The sequence below is a fragment of the Kushneria indalinina DSM 14324 genome (assembly GCF_003385845.1).
Lineage (GTDB): Bacteria > Pseudomonadota > Gammaproteobacteria > Pseudomonadales > Halomonadaceae > Kushneria > Kushneria indalinina.
The window spans coordinates 671,220-692,097 of the sequence record NZ_QRDJ01000006.1; the positions used below are offsets into that span (position 1 = coordinate 671,220).

Below are 20,878 nucleotides of genomic sequence, written 5' to 3' on the forward strand. Positions count from 1 at the left end.
CTTCAAATCCTTACATGAGGGCTGCCGGTCAGGAGTAGCTTGCTTCTCGCGGCCGGGCGTCCCTGCATTACCGAGTCACATGTCCCTTTTTACACGACTGGATGAAACCGAACGCGTCAGCGGCCGTATCGCGCTGGGGCTTGAGTATCGCGGTACGGCCTATCAGGGCTGGCAGCGTCTGGGCCATGGCCCCTCCCTTCAGGCCTCCCTCGAAAAGGCACTTTCCCGCATTGCACAATCGCCCATCGAGGTGATGTGCAGCGGGCGGACCGACAGCGGCGTTCATGCCACCCGTCAGGTCGTGCATTTTGATACCACAAGCGCTCGCACGCTCAAGGCCTGGGTCATGGGCACCAATGTCCATCTGCCGCGTGACATGTCGGTGCGCTGGGCGCGCGTCATGCCGTATGACTTTCACGCCCGCTTTTCAAGCCTTGCGCGCCGCTACCGCTACGTGATTCTCAATCAGCCCGTGCCGCCGGCACTGGATGCCGAGCACATGACCTGGCATCGAACCCCGCTGGATGAAAAACGCATGCATGAGGCGGCGCAGACGCTAATCGGCGAGCATGATTTTTCCGGCTATCGCGCCGCCGGCTGTCAATCCAGTACGCCCTGGCGCCATGTGCATTTCGTTGAAGTCACGCGTGCCGGGCCGCTGGTCGTGATCGATATTCAGGCCAATGCCTTTTTGCATCACATGGTGCGCAATATCGCCGGCGTGTTGCTGACCATCGGTGATAAGCGACGCGATATTTCCCGGGCGCGTGACATTCTGGAAGGCCGGGATCGCACCCTTTCCGAGGCAACGGCGCCGGCACAGGGTTTGCACTTCGTGGATGTGTACTATGATCCACGCTTTGAGCTGCCCTCGGAGCCTCTGGGTCCGGCTGAGTTTTACTTCAGCGGCGAGTGGACCGGCGAGCGGACACTGCCTGCTTCGAACTATCAGCGGCCGGTCTATCGCGGTGAACCGGCAGGACACTTGTAATCGCCAGGACGTTTGTAATCGCCAAGACGTTTGTAATCGCCAGGACATCTGTAAATGCGAACCCGAATCAAGATCTGTGGACTGACCCGTGAAGCGGATGTCGATGCCGCAGTAGAGGCCGGCGCCGATGCGCTGGGCTTTGTCATGTGGCCCGGCAGCAAGCGGGCACTGACGGTTGAGCAGCTTGAGCGCCTGGCTTCACTAGTGCCGCCCTTTGTGACCCGGGTGGGGCTTTTTGTGGATCAGGAGCCCGATCTCATTACCGACTGCGCGCCCTGGCTCGACATGCTTCAGTTTCATGGCAATGAGCCGCCTGAAGCCTGCGACCTTTACGGCATGAGCTGGCTCAAGGCACTGCGCATGCGCGATGATATTGACCTGCATCAGGAAGCCGCGCGCTATCACCAGGCGCGCGGTCTGTTGCTGGATGCCTATCGCCCCGGCGTGCCCGGCGGTACCGGGGAAACCTTTGACTGGTCGCGTGTCCCGCACGATCCGGCGCTGCCGATCATTCTGGCCGGTGGCCTGACGCCGGACAATATTGCCGAGGCGATCCATCAGGTGGCGCCCCACGGCGTAGATATCTCCGGCGGTGTGGAAGCCAGCCCCGGGTGCAAGGATCATGACCTGATCAGACGCTTCATTGATCGAGCGCAGGGCGCTGACCGCTCCCCGGCCGCGTCCTGAGCCTGATGCTGACAGGCGGTGGCGGGGGCTATGCGGGTATCGTTGTACGCCGGGCTGGCCCTCGCTACCGTCGATGATTGATAATGGGGGAATGCGCCACATGCCTTTTTTGGCGCGCCCATTTTAAAAGACTGACCATCAACGATATGGAAGCCCTTTCTCGATGAGCTGGCTCGACAAGATTGTTCCTTCAATGGGGCGTACTGCCCGTACCGATCGTCGCAACAACATCCCCGACGGCCTGTGGCGTAAATGTCCCAATTGTGAGGCTGTCCTTTATCGGCCCGAGCTTGAGCGGCATCACAATGTCTGCCCCAAGTGTGATCACCACCTGCGCCTGAATGCACGTCGTCGTCTTTCCTGGTTTCTGGACAGCGACGGCCGCGAAGAGGTGGCCGCTCAGCTTGAGCCGGTGGATCGTCTCAAGTTTCGTGACTCCAAGAAGTACAAGGATCGTCTGGCCGGCGCGCAGAAAGCGACCGAAGAGAAGGATGCCCTGGTCGTCATGAAAGGCTCGCTGGACGGCCTGCCGGTCGTGGCCGTGGCGTTCGAGTTCGAGTTCATGGGTGGCTCCATGGGCAGCGTGGTCGGCGAGAAGTTCGTGCGCGCCGCCACGATTGCCCGGGAAGAGAAGCGGCCGCTGGTCTGCTTTGCCGCGTCCGGCGGCGCGCGCATGCAGGAAGCCCTTTTCTCGCTGATGCAGATGGCCAAGACCTCGGCGGCGCTGGAGCGTCTCAGCGGCGCCGGCATCCCCTATATCTCGGTGCTGACGGACCCGGTCTTTGGCGGCGTATCGGCCTCGCTTGCCATGCTGGGCGATCTCAACGTTGCCGAGCCCAACGCCCTGATCGGCTTTGCCGGCCCGCGTGTCATCGAGCAGACCGTGCGTGAAAAGCTCCCCGAGGGCTTTCAGCGCAGCGAGTTCCTGCTGGAGCACGGCACGGTTGACATGATCATCCATCGCAGCGAGATGCGTATCCGGCTGGGGCGTATCCTGCGCACGCTGACCGATCGTCCCTCCGAGCCTGCCGTCACCATGCTGGAAGACGTGGAAGGTGATGATGGGGCACCCTACAGCGCCGAGCCTGCACGCTGATCACCATGTCACGTACATTGACACAGTGGCTGGCCCACCTGGAACGGCTGCATCCGGTCGCCATCGATCTGGGGCTTGAGCGCATTCGTACCGTGGCCGAGCGTCTGGGGCTGTTGTCCGCCCCCATCGCCCGGCAGGTGGTGACCGTAGCCGGCACCAATGGCAAGGGCTCGACCGTGGCCATGGTCGAGGCCGTGGCGCAGGCCCATGGTCTGAGTACGGCCAGCTATACCTCACCGCATCTGCTGCGCTATAACGAGCGCCTGCACCTTGATGGGGAAGAGGTCAGTGATGACGCCCTGATCGATGCCTTCGAGCGCATCGAGGCCGTACGCGCGGATACCGGGCTGACCTACTTCGAAATGGGGACGCTGGCGGCACTGGTCATCATTCGTGACCGGGCGCCGGATATTGCCATTCTGGAAGTGGGGCTGGGCGGTCAGCTGGATGCCACCAATATCATCGATGCCGATGTCGGCATCGTCACCAGCGTGGCGCTGGATCACGCCGATTTTCTCGGCACTGATATTGAAAAAATCGGTACCGAGAAGGCCGGCATCCTGCGTGCCGGCCGACCGGCCATTCTGGGCAGTCGCCGGATGGTGGCCAGTGTGGCGGCACATGCCGCCTCGCTGCCGGTGTCGCGTTGTCTGACGCTGGGTCAGGACTTTGACTGGCATCGCGATGACAACGGATGCTGGCAGTGGCAACGCCCGGACGAGACCGCTGCGTCGGCACTATCGCCACTTCCCGACCCGGGCCTGCCGCTGGACAACGCCGCCAGTGCGCTGACCGCGCTCGAGGCTCTGGGTCTGTCGCTTGACGCCTCGCGGCTGGCGCAGGCCTTTTCCGGCATGTGCCTGGCCGGGCGCATGCAGCGCATCGGCCGTTACTGTCTGGATGTAGCGCACAACCCGCACGCCGCCACCTACGTGGCCGATCAGCTAATGCTGCGGCCCGTGACGCGGCGCGTGGCACTGCTGGGTATGCTGGGCGACAAGGACGCCGAAGGGGTGGTCGAGGCGCTCTGGCCGGTCGTGGATGACTGGCTGGCGGTGACACTGTCAGGGGCACGTGCGCGGGGTGGTGAGACGCTGGCGGAACTCATTCGTGCCCGTGGCGGGCAGGTCATTGCCGTGGCCGAGAGCCCGACAGCGGGTATCGACTGGCTGGAACAACATTCACAACATGATGACGTACTGGTTTGCGGCTCCTTTTTTACCGTGGCAGAAGCACTGGCTCGGCTCGAAAGGGGCGAGGGAACCGCGTAACAAGGAGAGAGTCGCATGAAATACGGCATGCGTGAGCGCATCAGCGGTATCGTCATTATCGTGGCACTGGCCCTTATCCTGCTGCCCATCCTGTTTGGCGGCTCAAGTGATGAAGAAGAAAGCACCGACGACTCGTCGGTCACCATCGAACAGCCCATCGAGATGTCACAGCGCGATGTGGCGGCGCCGCAGTCGCCACTGGCCGACGATGAAGGCCGCGCTGATAACATGAACGAGCGCCCCGGCCAGGCCAGTCAAAGCAATCAGCTGTTCCCGGACCGGCAGCGTGAATCGACGCCTGCCCAGGCGCCGGCCCGTAGCGAGCCGTCAGCACCACAGACCGACTCGCGTGATACCAGTACCACACGCGCCAACAACGGTAGTGGGTCCTCGACCAGCAGCACCGCTTCTTCGGCCAGCAGCAGTCGGTCTGCGACCACCTCGCGGGACAGCAATGGCGGCAGCACGCAGCGTCAGACACAGCAGCGCAGCGATGACTCTTCGGGTGATCCGATCATGGCCGCGGCCAATCGTAACAGCGCCAGCGCCTCACAGCCCTCCGGCAGCGGTGGCTGGGCCGTACAGGCCGGCAGTTTCGGACAGCCCGAAAATGCCGATCGCCTGATCGAGCAGCTCAAGTCGCAGGGCTTTGCCGCCTACAAGCAGCCGCGCGGCGAACTCAACACGGTCTATGTCGGTCCCTTTGGGTCTACCGAGGAGAGCGAGCGGGCGCGCGCCGAACTGCAGGAGAAGGCCAATATCAAGGGGCTGATCGTTCGCCGTGAAGGTGGTCAGTGAGCTGGACCTGGATTGACTGGGCCTTTGTCATCATCCTGGGATTTTCGGTCCTGTCGGGGTTTGCGCGCGGCTTCATCCGCGAAGGGCTGGGGCTGGCAGCATGGATTGCTGCCCTGCTCGCGGCCCGCGCCCTGGCAGAACCCGCCGCCGGCCTTTTTTCCGACTATATCGACAGTCAACAAATACGATTGGTGATCGGCTTTGTGCTGGTGGTATTTGTTGTGCTGTTACTGGCCAACATGGCCATCAGGCTGCTCCACGCCATGATCGAATGGGTGGGGATGGGGTTTTTCAATCGGCTCCTGGGGGCCGCCTTTGGCCTGCTGCGGGGCGGTTTCGTTCTCATCCTGATTGCGGCCGTGGTCGGGCTGACGCCGCTGAGTCAGAGGGCCGAGTGGCAGCAGTCGACTTTTTTACCCTGGGTCGAGCAGGGGCGTGATATGGCCATCAGGCAGTATCAGCAGCTCGACAGGGATCAGTTCCTCATGGATGAAGCATCGCAGCGCGCTCGTGAACTGCAAGGGCATCTGCCAGCGCAGATGTCGCAATGATCAAGCGATCAGTACGGCCGGCACCACGCCGGCAATCACCGACAGCGAGGATGTAACGCATGTGCGGTATCGTGGGCCTGATGGCCAACTCGATGGTAAACCAGGCAGTCTATGATGCGTTGACGGTGCAGCAGCACCGAGGGCAGGATGCTGCCGGCATGATGACCTGGGACAACGGACGCTTTTTGCTGCGCAAGAGCAATGGCCTGGTGCGCGACGTTTTCCATACGCGTCACATGCAAAGGCTCAAGGGCAATATCGGCATCGGCCACGTGCGCTATCCGACCGCCGGCTCTGCCAGTGAGTCGGAGTCGCAGCCCTTCTATGTGAACTCTCCCTACGGCATTGCGCTGGTCCACAACGGCAATCTGACCAACTCCGAACAGCTGGTGGCCGAGCTTTTCAACGCCGATCTGCGCCATATCAATACCAGCTCGGATTCCGAGGTGCTGCTCAATGTCTTTGCCCATGAGCTGGGCAAGCAGGGGCACCATCTGGAAGCCGAAGACATCTTTGATGCCATCCGCCGGGTCCATCGTCGCTGCAAGGGCGGTTATGCGGCAGTATCGATCATCAATGGCAAGGGGCTGGTGGCCTTTCGTGATCCGCACGGCATTCGCCCGGTCGTATTCGGTCAACGCGACACGCCTGAAGGCCCGGAGTACATGATTGCCTCCGAGTCGGTGGCGCTGGATGTGGCAGGTTTTGAATTGATCCGCGATCTGGCCCCGGGTGAGGCCCTTTATATCGATATGGCGCGCAATCTGCATACTCAGCAGTGCGTTGAAAATGCCCGGCTCACGCCCTGCATTTTCGAGTATGTCTATCTGTCACGGCCGGATTCGATCATCGACGGTGCCAATGTGTATGCCACCCGCATGCGCATGGGACAAAAGCTGGCCGAGAAGATCAAGCGTGACTGGCCCGACAACGACATCGATGTCGTCATCCCCATTCCCGATACCAGCCGCACGGCTGCGCTGGAGCTGGCGCTGCATCTGAACGTGGCGTATCGCGAAGGCTTCATGAAAAACCGCTACATCGGGCGGACCTTCATCATGCCGGGGCAGACCCAGCGCCAGAAGTCGGTGCGTCAAAAGCTTAATGCCATCGATATCGAATTTGCCGGCAAGAATGTCCTGCTGGTGGATGACTCCATTGTGCGCGGCACCACCTGCAATGAAATCATTCAGATGGCGCGGGAAGCAGGGGCCAAAAGTGTCTATTTTGCCTCCGCCGCGCCGGCCGTGCGCTACCCCAATGTCTACGGCATCGACATGCCGGTGGCCATGGAGCTGATTGCCTTTGATCGCACTACTCAGGATGTGGGTGAGCTGATCGGGGCTGACCGGCTAATCTATCAGGATCTTGACGATCTCAAGGAAGCCGTCAGGGAGATCAACCCGACCCTTGAGGAGTTTGACTGCTCGGTCTTTGATGGTTGCTACGTGACCGGCGATATCGATCCGGACTATCTGGCCCGCCTCGAGATTGCCCGCAGCGATGCCGCCAAGCAGCAGTCCAGCGGCGGCCATGCGCAGGTGGATCTGCATAACGATGTCGAGGAAGTTGACTGATCTTCGCGCCCGCGGCAGGGTAAGACAACGCTGAAGGGGATTCATTGAATGACCGGGCCACGCGCCCGGTCATTTTGTTCATGACGATTACGGCCGAGGCTGCCGCGGGCATTGTTCAAGGGATGCCACGGCCTTCGACCATTCAAGGAAGCCACCATGTTCGAGAAAGACGCCCAGAATGATCACCTGCATCCGGATACGCTGGCCATTCGGGCCGGCCATCAGCGTACTCATGAGCAGGAGCACAGCGAACCGATCTTTCCCACCTCAAGCTTTGTCTACGAAAGCGCAGCCGAAGCGGCGCGCAAGTTTTCCGGCGAAGAGGCGGGCAATGTCTACTCGCGCTTTACCAACCCCAGCGTACAGACCTTTGAAGCGCGTCTGGCCGCGATGGAAGGGGCCGAGGCCTGTGTGGCGACGTCTTCCGGCATGGCGGCCATCATGTCGACCGTGCTCGGGCTGCTGGAAGCCGGTGACGAGATTGTCGCCTCGCGGGCGCTGTTCGGCTCCACGGTCAGCCTGTTTGCCAAATACTTTGGCAAGTTCGGCGTGGTGACCCATTTTGTCGAGCTCTCTGATCTGGAGGCCTGGAAAGCGGCCATGACGCCGCGCACCAAACTGCTCTTTGCCGAGACGCCGTCCAATCCCCTTTCCGAGATTGCCGATATTCGCGCGCTGGCCGATATCGCGCATGAGCATGGCGCCTGGCTTGCCATCGACAACTGCTTTTGTACCCCGGCGTTGCTGCGCCCGATGGAGCACGGCGCGGATCTGATCATCCACTCGGCCACCAAGTATCTGGACGGGCAGGGGCGTGCCATTGGCGGCGCCGTGGCCGGCCGTGCCGATCTGGTGAAGGAAGTGCACGGTGTGGTGCGTACCTGTGGTCCGAGCATGAGCCCCTTCAATGCGTGGATTTTCACCAAGGGGCTGGAAACGCTGGGGCTTCGCATGCGCGCACACTGTGACAACGCCCTGGCGCTGGCGCAGTGGCTCGAGGCGCATCCCGGCGTTGAAAAAGTGCACTATAGCGGGCTGACCTCGCATCCGCAGCACGAGCTGGCCGCGCGTCAGCAGAGTGGCTTCGGCGCCGTGCTGGGTGTGGAGGTGAAAGGCGGTCGTGAAGGGGCCTGGTCAGTGATCGATGCCACGCAGCTCCTGTCGATTACCGGCAACCTGGGGGATCTCAAGACCACCATCACCCATCCGGCCACCACTACGCACGGGCGTTTGAGTGATGAGCAGCGTGCCACGGCCGGCATTACGGAAGGGTTGATCCGCATTGCGGTCGGTCTTGAGCATCTCGAGGACATCAAACAGGATCTGGCGCGCGGGCTGGACGCACTGTAAAACGGGGCGGTGCCATCAGGGCTTCAGGCGGTGATTGAAGCCCTGAGGCACCGGTCAGTCTCAGGCCATCGGGTCATAGCCCTGCAGCATGCCGATCCGCGGCATGTTGCGCTCCCATACAGGGGGCTCTCCCACCACCTCCTGCAGGCACTCGATAAAGCGCTGGGTCTTGAGCGTCATGAACTCCCGATGCGGGTAGACCATGTAGATATCGGGACTGGGCGCCAGGCGCAGCTCGGGCAGAATCGGAAACAGCTTGCCGTCCCGGAAGGCGTCTTCAAGCATGAAGGCTGGCATGACGCCATAGCAGAGCCCCACCAGCATCGCCCTGACCATGACCTCGGGATCATTGGTGCGAAAGCGGGCATTCAGCGCGCCGCGCACAACATGATTGCTCTCGTTGTAGTAGTGGAGATAATCCAGCGAAAGGTCGTCACGCGAATAGGCGGTGGCCGGTAGTAATAGAAGCTCATCGACGCTTTCGGGCAGCCCGTGTTTTTGAACGAATTCCGGACTGGCGCAAATGACCTGGTGATTGCGTGCCAGGGGGCGGGCAATCAGTGAAGAATCCTGCGGCTCGCTGATGCGAATGACCAGATCATAGCCGCCGGCGATCACATCGACGTAGCCATTGTCGAGCTGGAGCTCGACCCGTATGTCATTGAAGCGTCTCATGAAAATACCGGCGGCCGGCGCCACGTAGCGTCTGCCGAAATCCGTCGGCGCATTGATGCGCAGCACGCCTCGCGGGGCACTCTGGTAGGCCTCTGCCACATGGCGGGCATCCTCGAGCGCGGTGCGCAGGCTCAGGGCGCGCTGGTAGATCTCCCTGCCGGCGTCGGTCAGATGCACCACGCGGGTCGAGCGATTGAAAAGCCGCACTTCCAGTTCTTTTTCAAGATGGCGGATCTGGCGTGAGATGACCGAGCGATCGACATGACGAAGATCGGCCGCGCGCGTGAAGCTTCCGGCATCGACCACCTCGGCAAGGAGTAAAAGACGGCTGGACAGATCCATGGATGCTTACAATCTCCTGCGGGAATGTTGCGCTTTCCACAACACAAAGTTGTTATAGAGTGCATCGATCAGAAGTGCTTTCAGGCGGAGAATATATCTATCGATACGGGCGCTGCCGGAGGCAGCCCCGAGATATACCACACTGAAAAGGGACATGACATGACACGCACACTTCTGATCGCCGCACTCTCGCTGACCACACTGATGGCGCAACAGAGCATGGCCTCGACCGCCGAAGGCGATTTCATGAAAGCCAATAACGCGGCTGCCCTGAATACCGACAGCAGCACGCTTTCGCGTTCGGCCGTCAACACTGCCAGCGGTCTGACCGGCACCTATTACGCCGCTCAGGGGGCACCGCATCGCTTCCAGTTCAATGTGGAAAACGATGGCCGGGTTCAGCTCGCCAGCCGTTCGCTGGCAGGCACGCACAACGCCGCCTATCGCCTTAATGCCCTGGTTCTGGATCAACAGGGACAGGTGGTGGCCAGCAGCGCCAGCGATGTGCAGGGTGATTTCAGCATCGACAGTGCTCTGGACGCCGGGCAGTACACCCTGGTGGTGGATGGCAATACCACCCAGAGCCGTTCAAGCTCTGACAGCAGCTACGAAATCCTCACTTCGCTGTAACCCGAAGCCTCCCGTCATTGACGGGCGGTCAGGAAAGAATGATCGAAGCTGTCAGGGAGGCATGATCGGAAAAGCAGGCACAGCCTGCTTTTTTTTGTGCATAAGGTTAGACTGCGCGCCGCATTCACGTTCATCCCATCAACTCTGGAGGTGCTGTGGCATCGCCCCAAACCCGAGAAATGGGTAAAACCCTCTGGCGTCAGACCCTGCCCATGGCCATGGGTGTCATGGCGCTGCTGGGCTTCAATCTGATTGACAGTATTTTCATCGCCCGCCTGGGCACCCAGCCGCTGGCAGCGCAGTCGTTCACCTTTCCGGTGGCCACGGTCATCATTGGGGTACAGGTCGGCTTTGGCATTGCCATTGCAGCGTTGATATCACGGGCGCTGGGCGCCGACGAGCAGGCTCGTGCCCGGCGTCTGGGCAGTCTGGTACTGCTGGGCGGCAGCGCTGCCATGCTGTTGCTGCTGCTGGTGCTCTGGCTGCTGGAATCGATCATCTTTCGTCTGCTGGGGGCCAATGAAGAAATTCTGGCATTGATCAATCAGTACTGGGGCCCCTGGCTTCTGGCCAGCTGGATCGGCGCGCTGCTGTATCTGGGCTACAGCCTCTTTCGCGCCCATGGAGAAACGCGTCTTCCCGGGCGCATGATGGTGCTGACGAGTCTCATCAATCTGGTACTGGATCCCATACTGATCTTTGGCGTGGGGCCCTTCGAGGGCTGGGGTCTGGCGGGGGCGGCCTGGGCGACGCTGATTGCCTTTTCCATTGGCCTTGTGGTTCTGGCACGAAGTCTTGCCCGGCGCGACTGGCTGGCCGATACGGGTCTTCGCGAGGAGGCCCGCAGCTCGCTGGGGCGCTTTATGGGGGTTGCACTGCCGGCCATGGCCTCCCAGCTGTTGCCGGCGGTCTCGGCGCTGGCGGCCACCGGGATCGTGGCGCGACTCGGCGAGGCCGCGGTGGCCGCCTGGGGGCTAGCCGCGCGTCTGGAAACCTTTGTCATTCTGGTGGTGCTGGGATTGACCATGTCCCTGCCGCCCTGGCTCGGGCGCAGCTATGGGGCCGGACGCTGGCAGGAAATCCGGGCGCTTATGAATCTGGCGGCACGCGTGGTGCTGATCTGGCAGCTGCTACTGGGTCTTTTGTTGAGTGCGCTTGCCATGCCGCTGGCAGGTCTTTTGGCTGGTAATGACGAAGTACGCGGCATGCTGGCAACGCTTTTGTATTTCATGTTGCCCAGCTACGCCTTTTTAGGGATCTGCATGCTGGTGGTGTCGGCCTGCAACGCACTGGGCTGGCCGCGTCGGGCCGTGACGGTCTCCTTCATGCGTCTTTTTGTCTGCTATCTGCCCTGTTTGAGCCTGGGGGCCTGGCTGGGCGGCTTCATGGGTCTGGGCATTGGCGCTGCCGTAGGCAATGTGCTGGCCGGCGTGCTGGCCTGGTGGAGCTATCGCCGCATACTGGGCGACAAGGGGCGTGAGCCGGAAGGTGCCGTCCCGGTCGGATGACATGAGCATCCTGCGTAAACGTCCGGCGTGAAAGAGGGTCGGCGTTGTGTTTATAGTATTAGTACTCTTTCATGGCTGATATTGCGGAGGCGGATATGCGCAGGAGTCCCAGAGGATATCGCAATGGGCTGTCGGGGCTTGCCGTCGTGGTGATGCTCTCGGGCTGTGCTCAGCACTCGGCACAGGAAAACGGCGTCACCCAGGCCGGCGACTCATCTCTGGCCAGTGGTAGCGTGCAGGATGTCGATCGCGTCTTTGAGCAGGCAAACGCCGATCCACGCAGCGGCCTCGACGCTCTGGATCTTGAGCGCATCGGCCTTGGCAATTACTGGAACATGCTGGATGAAAACGGCGACGGGCAGGTCTCGCGTCAGGAATTTCGACGGCGTTTTGACGACCCTGCCATCCAGCGCCAGCTGCAGATGACGGCGCCATCTTCACAGCAGGGGCGCTTGGAGCCGGGAACGGCACCTGCGACATTGAGCACGCCCTCGGCGGCGGCCTGGGGTGTCGCGCCCCCCGAGACATCGCCCGAGTCAGAGACACCGGGGGCGTCGACCGACAGCCGTAGTGAGCAGGCGCTGTCCCCCTGAGAAGGCCAGACATGAAAAAAGCGAGCCATCAGGCTCGCTTTTTTTGTAACCATCCCCGGAGCTTATTTGACGACCGTGGCAATGGCGCGCGCCACGTATTCCAGCGAGTCTCCGGAGAGCCCGGCAATGTTGGCACGTCCCGAGCCGACCATGTAGATGCTGAACTCATCGCGCAGTCGTTTGACCTGTGCCTGCGTCAGACCGGTGTAGGAGAACATGCCCCGCTGTTCGGCGATAAAGGCAAAGCGCTCTTCAAGACCGTGCGGACGAAAGGCGGCCACAAAATCACTGCGCAGACCGTTGATACGCCCGCGCATCTCGGCAAGCTCCTGTTGCCACTGCTCGGTCAGCGTCTGCGAACCCAGGATCTCGGCGACGACTGCCGCACCGTGAGAGGGCGGTGTGGAGTAGTTCTCGCGAGCGGCAATGGCGATCTGGGTGCGTACGTTCTGCATCTGCTCATGATCAGCGGCCAGTACCATCAGTGAGCCGGTGCGTTCGCGGTAGAGGCCAAAGTTCTTCGAGCACGAGGTCGTGATCAGCAGTTCATCGAGCGCCTCGACAAACAGACGTACGCCAAAGGCGTCCTGATCCAGGCCGTCACCAAAACCCTGGTAGGCAAAATCGATCAGCGGCAGCAGTCCGCGCGATTTGACCACTTCCAGAATCTCGCGCCACTGATCTTCTGACAGATCAAAGCCGGTCGGGTTATGGCAGCAGGCATGCAGCAGCACGATATCGCCTTCAGGCACTTCCTCGAGGGCGGCCAGCATGGCCTCGAAGTCCAGACGATTGTCGGCGTTGACGTAAGGGTAGCGTTTGACCTCGATGCCGGCAGCTTCAAAGATGGCCGGGTGATTGGGCCAGGTCGGGTCGCTCAGCCAGATGGCTCGATTCGACAGGTGCGACTTTAAAAAGTCGGCGGCCAGGCGCAGGGCACCGGTGCCCCCCGGGGTCTGGGTGGTGCTGATCCGCCCGGCGCTCAGCGCTTTAGAGTCTTCACCCACCACCATTTTGGTGACCGCCTCGGTATAGCGCGTATCGCCATGCGAGCCAATGTAGCTTTTGGTGGCTTCCTGCTGATAAAGCTGCTCTTCCGCCTTTTTGACCGTGGCAAGCACCGGGGTACGGCCCTTGTCGTCACGATAGACACCGACCCCGAGATCAACCTTTTGCGGGTTGGTGTCCTGTTGATAGGCCTCGATCAGGCCGAGGATGGCGTCCCCGGGAACTCGCTCGATACGCTCGAACATCTTGAATGACTACCTCGTCGGGTTGGCGGTCATGAATGAATAGGCATGTAGGTGGCACACGAGAAATAATGCCACTGCAGGGCCGTTACTGCCACCGCCGATGACAGGGCCGACCCTGGCCCGCACGCGATGGCTAGCGAGGGGCGTCGTAGCGCCCGGGCCGACGTTTGGAAAAGACGATCTGCCAGAGCTGAAGATCCCGTGCCCTGAAGGCACCGGCGCAGCTGGCCAGATAGTAACGAAACATGCGCTGGGTACGCTCGTCGTAGGGCAGCGAGGGCCAGGCCGCCTCGATGTTCTCAAGCCAGGCCATCAGGGTACGGTCGTAGTCTGCGCCGAAATTCTGCCAGTCCTCCATGACCATTCTGTCCTCGGTGGGCGTCACGATCTGGGCGATTGAGGGCAGCACTCCGTTGGGGAAGATGTACTTGTTGATGAAGGGGTCAGCACCGATCTTCGAGTTGTTGGAACCGATGGTGTGCAGGACGAAAAGACCATCCGGCGCCAGCAGACGCTCCACGGTCTCAAAGTAGGTCTGGTAGTTCTTGTGCCCGACATGCTCGAACATGCCGATGGAGACGATGCGGTCGAAACTGCCCTGCAGATCACGGTAGTCCTCGAGCAGGATCTCGACATCCAGTCCTTCGCAGCGCTTTCGGGCAAGCTCTGCCTGCTCTTTGGAAATGGTGATGCCTGTGACGTGGACACCGTAATGGCGTGCGGCGTGTTCGGCAAAGCTGCCCCAGCCGCAGCCGATATCGAGTACCCGCATGCCGGGACGCAACTGCAGCTTGCGCGCGGCCAGATCCAGCTTGGCGACCTGGGCTTCATGCAGGGTGGTGGCCTCTTTCCAGTAGCCGCATGAGTAGCACATGGTTTCATCCAGCATGGCCTCGAACAGGTCATTGCCGAAATCATAATGCTGCTCGCCCACCATGAAGGCGCGTGTTTTGCTCTGCAGGTTGGTCAGGCTGGTCTGAAGCTGATAGAACAGCTTCTCGCGACGGGTATGGGCACGATCGCCCAGGTTGGCCAGTAGAACGCGCTCGATGAACTGGTCAATGCGCTCACATGTCCACCAGTTGTCCATGTAGGATTCGCCCAGTCCCAGCGACCCCTGGCGCACCACCCGACTATAGAAATCGGGGTTATGGATCTGCAGGTCCCAGGGCTTGTTGCCGTTGAGCGCCACGCCCGTGGGCTCAAGCCATCCTTCGATCAGACGGCGTGAGCGTGTATCAGTATTGGTCGTTGAATTGTCAGCGGTATTGCTGGTCATGACATTCTCCCCTGGTAATGGTTCATTACCCCCACAATGCCTCCCTGAATATGAGCGGGTGACATACCTGCCTATGTCAAAGGAACCCTTGAGTGTGGTTTTCTTGCATCAGCCTTAAAATTTAATCGACAATTCTCCATTTTTCAGCCCTTGTTTCTATAAAGGAGGTTTACATTTCAACCCTGTCGTGAAGGAGAAACTGCATGAAGGTCATGATCGATCTATGTGTTGTGCCGCTGGGTGTTGGTGTTTCGGTGGGGGCCTATGTGTCGGCCTGTCAGGAGGTCATCGAGCAGGCAGGACTCACACATCAGATGCATGCCTATGGCACCAACATTGAAGGGGAGTGGGAGGAGGTCTTTGAGGTGGTAAGGCGATGTCATGAAGTGGTTCATGACATGGGAGCGCCACGCATCACGACCTCCATGCGCATCGGAACGCGCACGGATCGTGAGCAGAGCATGTCAGACAAGATCGAGAGCGTGCAGACGCATCGCCAGGACGGCAGGGGGGATGTCAGTGACAGCGAAGCGTCAGGGTGACGTGCCGGATATCGCCTTCCGGGGTGGCGGCTTCCAGGGCGTCCGTAGTGGAGCTGGCGTCGGAGTCGTCGTCCATGGTGGCCATGGCAGGTGGGGTCACCTCCATGTCCACCATGCTGGCCTGTCGGCCACCGCGCGCGCGACACTGATGTTGTCCGGTCTCCATGGCATTGGCTCGGGCCGTGGGTTCATCAGTGGCACCGGCGCTGACGGTCAGGATTCTTTCTGACGGCCCCTCCTGTTGAGTAGCGCTACAGGCTGGCAGCAGACCGGGCAGTAACAGCATGCCAAGGCAGGCGAGCGCAGGTCTGATGACAGAAGAAGGGGCACGCATGGTCAGAGTACTCCCACGGAATTTTCGAAACCGTCAAGATCGGTCAGCCAGCGCTGTGCATGCTGGGTCAGATGCTGTGTCAACGCTTCCAGTATATTCCCCCCCTGACGCCAGTAATGCCAGTAGAGCGGCACGATAACGTCAGAGCTGCTTTCAAGATCCACCAGCTCCCCACGCTCGATGGCCGCCTGCGCCTGGATTTCGGGCACCAGACCATAGCCGATGCCGGATCGAATCATCTGATAGAACCCTTCAGAAGAGGGGCACAGGTGATGCGGAAACGGCACGGTCACGCCATGGTTGGCAATGTAGCGCTGCTGAAGGCGATCATCGGGGCCAAAGACTACTGCCGGTGCTTCGGCAAGCGCAATGCGATCCAGACCATTGGGGAAGTAGCGCTTCACGAAGTCGGGCGTGGCCAGCGGGCGATAGCGCATGCCGCCAAGCGGGCGGGCGCGGGCCCCCTGAATCGAGCGTGGCGTCATGCATAGACAGGCAGCGACCTCGCCATCACGCATGCGCTTGAGCGCTGCTTCCTGATCCTCGACAACCAGGTCAAACAGCACGGTATGCTCACGAAAGAAATCCTCTACCGCCTCGGCCCACCAGGTGGCCAGGCTGTCGGCATTGAGCGCGATGCGCAGACGCTGTTCGCGATCACCGAGTGAGGGCACATAATCGAGCAGATCATGTTCCAGTAGCCGAACCTGCTGAATATGGTTAAGCAGTCTTTTGCCCAGATCGGTGGGAGCAATGCGTGGCGCACGGATCAGGACCGGCTGGCCCAGGCGCGCCTCCAAAAGCTTGATTCTCTGCGATACCGCGGACTGGGTCAGTCCCAATACCTGAGCGCCGCGCTCAAAGCCTGCCTGGTCCACAACGGCGCCAAGCGCCTCAAGAAGTTTATAGTCGAGCATAACGCCTGCTAAGCCGCTTTATATGAGGTTCCATCCAACAGCCCTATAGAATAGAGCATGTAACAGGCAGGTGCTTATGAGCACGATCCGATACGCCAGCCCGGGCGCCGTCATCAAAACGACGCCACGGACGGCAGGAAGGCGCCCAGAAGCACAAGACCCGTTTCCAGAAGCCAGCCGGTGGCCCGGAGCAGGCCTTTTGGCCGGTCAGGCCGGGGTGTGGGAGACGAATTGTCCCCGCAGTCAGTTCGTATGGAATGACGACGCGCCAAGCGCCCAGTTGACCAGGACGCCCGCATCCACGCTGATGGTGCCCGGCGTGTAAGTGGCGCTGTCGGCCTGTTCACTACGCGCCGTGGCCATCATCATCGGACGAAAGACCGGTGCTCGGGTTTCCTGAATACGCTCGACATCGCCCAGCGTCACGGACAGGGTCTCCGCCATCAATTCTGCCTTGTGCCGAGCACGTAGCAGCGCCTTTTGAAGCGCCCTGTCCTCAACGCCTTCCCGATCGCTGACGTCATAGCGAATACCTGCCAGACGATCGATGCCGTTGGCAAAGAGGGCATCGATGATATCGGGCAACGATGTCAGGTCGTTGATGTCGATATCAAGATTGCGCTCGATGATCACGCGCTCAAGCAGTGGGGCATTCTGATCATGTTGCTGCAGCTGCTGTTCGTTGCGCACGCTCAGATTGCCGGCATGCAGGTGATCATCATCAATACCCAGCTTTCGCAGCGCGTCGATCAGAGCGGTGCTGCGTTTTTCCAGCTGCTTACGCGCCTGAGGCGTGGCATCGTCATCGCGTTCGCTGCCCATCTCCACCAGCGGGGTCGCTTCTACCAGTACCGCATTCAGGGTGGCCCGGTCGGGCCGCACATCGATACTGGCTTCGGCCTGGACCTCGATCTGAGGTGGTACGTGTGACTCTGCGGCCAGAGCCGGCATCACCGGCAGACTCATGGCGATTAGTGCCAGACACGCTGGAAGGCGCAGTGAGACGGGCATGGGGCGATGCTCCACACAGGGCGCCATCGGCGCGGGAAAAGGACGATACTGGTTCACGACAGACCGGAAATGACCTCGGGGGCCAATACTGCGTGAGATAGTAAAGAGGCTGCGGCATGAAGTACAACGCTCTTTGCGTACCATCCCTTGCCGGGTTGAAGAAAAGCGCCTGTCGGTTTGAGGGGGATTTGCCTCATTGAGTCTACGCGATCATGATGAGCGCGACGGGCGCTGCCCCGAACCCTCGTTTTCGATCGGTCAGGACGATACATCAGAATGCATGTGAGTAAACAATGGTTTGCCGGTCTGGCGCTGGGCGTGCTGTCCGTGTCGGCGCAGGCCGATATTACGGTGCACGATATTGAAGGCCGTGACGTCACACTCGACAAACCGGCAGAGCACATCGTGCTGGCGGAAGGGCGTCAGTTGATTGCACTGTCGCTGCTGGACAAGGACCCGGCACACTGGCTGCTGGGCTGGGGCAGCGACATGAAGCGATCGCCCGAGCTTTATGACATCTATCGCCAGCGTGCGCCGGCACTTGATGACCTGCCCATCGTGGGCGACGGGCCGGGACCGGGCAGCATCTCGGTGGAAAAAATCATTTCGATGAACCCTGATGCGGTCGTTTTAAGCCGCTCGCAGGTGCCGGTATCCCAGGGGCAGGAACTCATGCATCAGCTGGATGCGGCCGGCATTCCCGTTGTGTTTATCGATTTTGCCACCGACCCGCTGGATGACACCGTGCCCAGCCTGCGTGCGCTGGGCACGCTTCTGGGACGCGAGGATCAGGCCGAGCGCTTTATCAGCTTTTACGAACAAAAGCGTCAGGCCGTCCTGGATCGAGTCGAAGATGACTCGGATACCGACAGGCCTACGGTGATGATCGAGGCCCATGCCGGCATGAATGAGTGCTGCAATTCACCCGGGCAGGGCAGCTTTGATCACTTCGCCAGACGTTTGAACGTGGACAACATCGGCGCCGACGTGCTCAAGGGCAAGAGTGGCCGGATCGACCCCGAGTACGTGCTGACCCGTGATCCCGATGTCTATATCGCTACCGGCGGTGGTTACCTGCGTCGGGTCAATGGCCTGGTGCTGGGGCCGGACGTGGAGGAAAGCGAGGCGGCTCAATCCCTGAAGCGCATTCTGGAGCGCCCCCTGATCGGCCATTTGAGCGCCGTTGAAAACGGCCGGGTGCATGGTCTCTACCATCATCTGATCAACACACCGCTCAATATTCTGGTGCTGGAGCAGATGGCCAAATGGAGCTATCCCGACCGCTTTCAGGACATTGATGCCCGCCAGACGCTTGAAGAGATCAACGAGCACTACATCAGCGACCCGTTTACGGGAACACTGTGGGTTGATCTGAAAGGGTAGAACGGCGCCGGTGAGCAGCGCCGTATCTGCGGTTGCGCCTAGTAATCGAGCCCGCGTCGTGCCTTCAGGCCGTTGTTGAAGGCATGGCGGGTTTCCTGCATTTCGGTAATGGTATCTGCCATGGCCAGCAGCTCACGATGGGCGTTGCGCCCGGTCACGATCACGCTCTGCTCGACGGGGCGGTGTTGCAGGGCGTCCCTGACCGCCTCGATATCGAGATAGCCGAATTTCAGCATATAGGTGATCTCGTCGAGCACCACCAGATAGACGCCCGGGTCGCTCAGCATTTTTCTGGCATCCTGCCAGACCGCTTCACAGGCCTGGCGGTCGGTCTCGCGGTTTTGTGTCTCCCAGGTGAACCCGGTGCCCATGGTGGCCACCTGCAGGTTCGGGTCCTCCTGCAGGCGTTCGCGTTCGCCGCACTCCCACTCGCCCTTGATGAACTGAACCACGCCCACGCCATAGCCGTAGCCCAGCGCGCGCGTCACCGTTCCCCAAGCGGCGGTGGTCTTGCCCTTGCCGTTGCCGGTGAAGATCAGCAGCTGCCCGCGCTCTTCACTGGCGCCGGCGACCCGCTCATCCACGTGACTTTTCAGTTTTTCCATGGCGCGCTGATGGCGCGCCTGGCGTTGGTCGTCGTTGCTCATGTCAGGGTGTCCTGTTGTGAAAGCGAATGATCGTGGTCCATGGTCCTACATTGATAGAAACAGGCCCGCCAGCGAGGCGCTCATCAGATTGGACAGTGTCCCGGCAAGAATCGCTTTCGGCCCCAGCCGGGCCACATCGCCACGCCGTGAGGGTGCCATGACAGCCAGCCCGCCCATCAAAATGGCAATGGAGGAGATGTTGGCAAAGCCACACAGCGCAAAGGTGATAATGGCGCGCGTGTGTTCGCTGAGATCGCCTTCGAAGCCGGTAAAGGAGGCAAAGGCGACGAACTCGTTGAGAATCGTTTTCTGGCCGATAAAGTTGCCGGCCGCCACGGCTTCCGACCACGGCACGCCGATCAGCCAGGCCACGGGGGAGAAGATATAGCCCAGAATCAGCTGCAGGGTGAGATCTTCAAAACCAAACAGCCCGCCGATACCGGTAAGGATGGCATTGGCCAGCGCGATCAGACTGACAAAGGCCAGCAGCATGCCACCCACATTGAGGGCCAGCTGCACGCCGGTGCTGGCACCGGTCGCCGCGGCATCGATGACGTTGGCCAGCTTTTCATCGTTTTCGGCAGTGGAAACATTGGTGTCGTGTCTGGGCGTTTCGGTCTCCGGCAACATCATCTTGGCCATTAAAAGGCCACCGGGCGCTGACATGAACGAGGCCGCGATCAGGTATTGAAGGTCCACCCCCATCGCGGCGTAACCGGCCAGCACGCCGCCTGCAACGCTTGCCAGGCCGCCGACCATGACGGCGAAAAGCTCCGAGCGGGTCATGTTGGCGATAAAGGGGCGTATCACCAGCGGCGCCTCTGTCTGGCCGACAAAGATGTTGGCGGCTGCAGACAGCGATTCGGGGCGGCTGGTGCCCATCAGCTTTTGAATGCCGCCGCCGAGAATGTTGATGACCCAGCGCATGATGCCCAGGTAATACAGCACTGAGACCAGCGAGGAGAAAAAGACGATGACCGAGAGCACCTGGATGGCAAAGATAAAGCCATTGTTACCGCCGGCCAGCGAGCCGAAGAGAAATTCGATGCCATCGCCGGCGCTGTCGATGACCGTCTGAACACCACCTGACATTCCCAGCAGGACGGTCTGGCCCACCGGCACATAGAGAACAAACAGGGCAAAGCCGGCCTGCAGGACAAATGCCCAGAACACGGTGCGCAGACGAATGGCGCGGCGGTTTTCGGAAAAGATAAAGGCGACTGCCAGCACGAACACGATGCCAACCAGTCCCATCAGAATTTGCATGATCAGCAACTCCCGGTATGTATTATTGATTGTTCCAGGGAACAACGCTCTCTCGTATCGCTCGGGCGCTTTCGTATTGCCCGGACGCTTTGGCGCACACCTTACCAGATTGAAGTCTGAGCGCACGGGCAGTCACCGGCAGGCGCAGCGGACCCGCACAACGGCGCGCAATTATGG

At 60.6% G+C, this 20,878-nt stretch carries 21 protein-coding genes; 13 read left to right on the plus strand and 8 right to left on the minus strand.

Annotated elements, in window-relative coordinates; translation table 11 throughout:
* Positions 1-79 precede the first annotated feature (79 nt).
* From truA to C8D72_RS03120, 8 genes are all read left to right on the plus strand, one after another.
* Positions 80-991 carry a tRNA pseudouridine(38-40) synthase TruA gene (truA, locus tag C8D72_RS03085; RefSeq protein WP_115852923.1) on the plus strand — a complete coding sequence of 304 codons (912 nt, stop codon included), beginning with the start codon at positions 80-82 and terminating at the stop codon, positions 989-991.
* Between the two features lie 54 nt (positions 992-1,045).
* The gene (locus C8D72_RS03090; protein WP_115852924.1) at positions 1,046-1,678 is read left to right on the plus strand and encodes a phosphoribosylanthranilate isomerase; all 633 of its coding nucleotides are present in this window, start codon (positions 1,046-1,048) and stop codon (positions 1,676-1,678) included.
* Between the two features lie 163 nt (positions 1,679-1,841).
* Entirely contained in the window at positions 1,842-2,774 is a 933-nt protein-coding gene (accD, locus tag C8D72_RS03095) for an acetyl-CoA carboxylase, carboxyltransferase subunit beta (RefSeq protein WP_115852925.1), read from the plus strand.
* A 5-nt stretch (positions 2,775-2,779) separates the two neighbouring features.
* On the plus strand, positions 2,780-4,045 hold the full coding sequence (gene folC, locus C8D72_RS03100) for a bifunctional tetrahydrofolate synthase/dihydrofolate synthase (protein ID WP_115852926.1): 1,266 nt from the start codon (positions 2,780-2,782) through the stop codon (positions 4,043-4,045).
* A gap of 15 nt (positions 4,046-4,060) precedes the next feature.
* Positions 4,061-4,843 (plus strand): SPOR domain-containing protein, encoded by a 783-nt coding sequence (locus tag C8D72_RS03105; RefSeq protein ID WP_115852927.1) that lies wholly within the window; start codon positions 4,061-4,063, stop codon positions 4,841-4,843.
* On the plus strand, positions 4,840-5,394 hold the full coding sequence (locus C8D72_RS03110; protein ID WP_115852928.1) for a CvpA family protein: 555 nt from the start codon (positions 4,840-4,842) through the stop codon (positions 5,392-5,394). The genes C8D72_RS03105 and C8D72_RS03110 overlap by 4 nt, the downstream gene beginning before the upstream one ends.
* A 59-nt stretch (positions 5,395-5,453) precedes the next feature.
* Positions 5,454-6,971 (plus strand): amidophosphoribosyltransferase, encoded by a 1,518-nt coding sequence (purF, locus tag C8D72_RS03115; protein ID WP_115852929.1) that lies wholly within the window; start codon positions 5,454-5,456, stop codon positions 6,969-6,971.
* 156 nt (positions 6,972-7,127) lie between these two features.
* Entirely contained in the window at positions 7,128-8,321 is a 1,194-nt protein-coding gene (locus C8D72_RS03120) for an O-succinylhomoserine sulfhydrylase (RefSeq protein ID WP_115852930.1), read from the plus strand.
* Between the two features lie 60 nt (positions 8,322-8,381).
* On the opposite strand, the gene C8D72_RS03125 is transcribed toward C8D72_RS03120, so the two are convergent.
* Positions 8,382-9,338: a LysR family transcriptional regulator gene (locus C8D72_RS03125; RefSeq protein ID WP_115852931.1), complete on the minus strand. Its 957-nt coding sequence runs from the start codon at positions 9,336-9,338 to the stop codon at positions 8,382-8,384.
* Between the two features lie 159 nt (positions 9,339-9,497).
* Between C8D72_RS03125 and C8D72_RS03130 the strand changes: the two genes are divergently transcribed.
* The 3 genes from C8D72_RS03130 (at position 9,498) to C8D72_RS03140 (ending at position 12,069) form a co-directional block, all read left to right on the plus strand.
* On the plus strand, positions 9,498-9,968 hold the full coding sequence (locus tag C8D72_RS03130; RefSeq protein WP_115852932.1) for a hypothetical protein: 471 nt from the start codon (positions 9,498-9,500) through the stop codon (positions 9,966-9,968).
* Positions 9,969-10,147: 179 nt separating this feature from the next.
* Positions 10,148-11,476, plus strand: a complete 1,329-nt coding sequence (locus tag C8D72_RS03135) for an MATE family efflux transporter (protein WP_115852933.1) — start codon at positions 10,148-10,150, stop codon at positions 11,474-11,476.
* Between the two features lie 95 nt (positions 11,477-11,571).
* Positions 11,572-12,069: an EH domain-containing protein gene (locus tag C8D72_RS03140; protein WP_115852934.1), complete on the plus strand. Its 498-nt coding sequence runs from the start codon at positions 11,572-11,574 to the stop codon at positions 12,067-12,069.
* A gap of 62 nt (positions 12,070-12,131) precedes the next feature.
* On the opposite strand, the gene C8D72_RS03145 is transcribed toward C8D72_RS03140, so the two are convergent.
* Positions 12,132-13,322, minus strand: coding sequence for an amino acid aminotransferase (locus C8D72_RS03145; RefSeq protein WP_115852935.1), 1,191 nt, complete (start codon positions 13,320-13,322; stop codon positions 12,132-12,134).
* A 133-nt stretch (positions 13,323-13,455) separates the two neighbouring features.
* Positions 13,456-14,601, minus strand: a complete 1,146-nt coding sequence (cfa, locus tag C8D72_RS03150) for a cyclopropane fatty acyl phospholipid synthase (protein WP_115852936.1) — start codon at positions 14,599-14,601, stop codon at positions 13,456-13,458.
* Positions 14,602-14,804: 203 nt separating this feature from the next.
* On the opposite strand from cfa, the gene C8D72_RS03155 reads away from it, so the two are divergent.
* Positions 14,805-15,143 (plus strand): MTH1187 family thiamine-binding protein, encoded by a 339-nt coding sequence (locus tag C8D72_RS03155; RefSeq protein WP_115852937.1) that lies wholly within the window; start codon positions 14,805-14,807, stop codon positions 15,141-15,143.
* On the opposite strand, the gene C8D72_RS17310 is transcribed toward C8D72_RS03155, so the two are convergent.
* The 3 genes from C8D72_RS17310 to C8D72_RS03170 all read right to left on the minus strand — a co-directional run bounded on the left by C8D72_RS17310 (position 15,118) and on the right by C8D72_RS03170 (position 17,405).
* Positions 15,118-15,477, minus strand: a complete 360-nt coding sequence (locus C8D72_RS17310) for a hypothetical protein (protein WP_147301492.1) — start codon at positions 15,475-15,477, stop codon at positions 15,118-15,120. The two genes, C8D72_RS03155 and C8D72_RS17310, sit on opposite strands and share 26 nt — an antisense overlap.
* A gap of 2 nt (positions 15,478-15,479) precedes the next feature.
* On the minus strand, positions 15,480-16,394 hold the full coding sequence (locus C8D72_RS03165) for a LysR family transcriptional regulator ArgP (RefSeq protein ID WP_115852939.1): 915 nt from the start codon (positions 16,392-16,394) through the stop codon (positions 15,480-15,482).
* A 243-nt stretch (positions 16,395-16,637) separates the two neighbouring features.
* The gene (locus tag C8D72_RS03170) at positions 16,638-17,405 is read right to left on the minus strand and encodes an SIMPL domain-containing protein (protein ID WP_170140483.1); all 768 of its coding nucleotides are present in this window, start codon (positions 17,403-17,405) and stop codon (positions 16,638-16,640) included.
* Positions 17,406-17,687: 282 nt separating this feature from the next.
* On the opposite strand from C8D72_RS03170, the gene C8D72_RS03175 reads away from it, so the two are divergent.
* On the plus strand, positions 17,688-18,788 hold the full coding sequence (locus C8D72_RS03175) for an ABC transporter substrate-binding protein (protein ID WP_170140484.1): 1,101 nt from the start codon (positions 17,688-17,690) through the stop codon (positions 18,786-18,788).
* 38 nt (positions 18,789-18,826) lie between these two features.
* Here the strand turns inward: C8D72_RS03175 and cobO are convergent, their stop codons facing one another.
* On the minus strand, positions 18,827-19,435 hold the full coding sequence (cobO, locus tag C8D72_RS03180; RefSeq protein WP_115852942.1) for a cob(I)yrinic acid a,c-diamide adenosyltransferase: 609 nt from the start codon (positions 19,433-19,435) through the stop codon (positions 18,827-18,829).
* A 45-nt stretch (positions 19,436-19,480) separates the two neighbouring features.
* The gene (locus tag C8D72_RS03185; RefSeq protein ID WP_115852943.1) at positions 19,481-20,701 is read right to left on the minus strand and encodes a NupC/NupG family nucleoside CNT transporter; all 1,221 of its coding nucleotides are present in this window, start codon (positions 20,699-20,701) and stop codon (positions 19,481-19,483) included.
* Positions 20,702-20,878 lie beyond the last annotated feature (177 nt).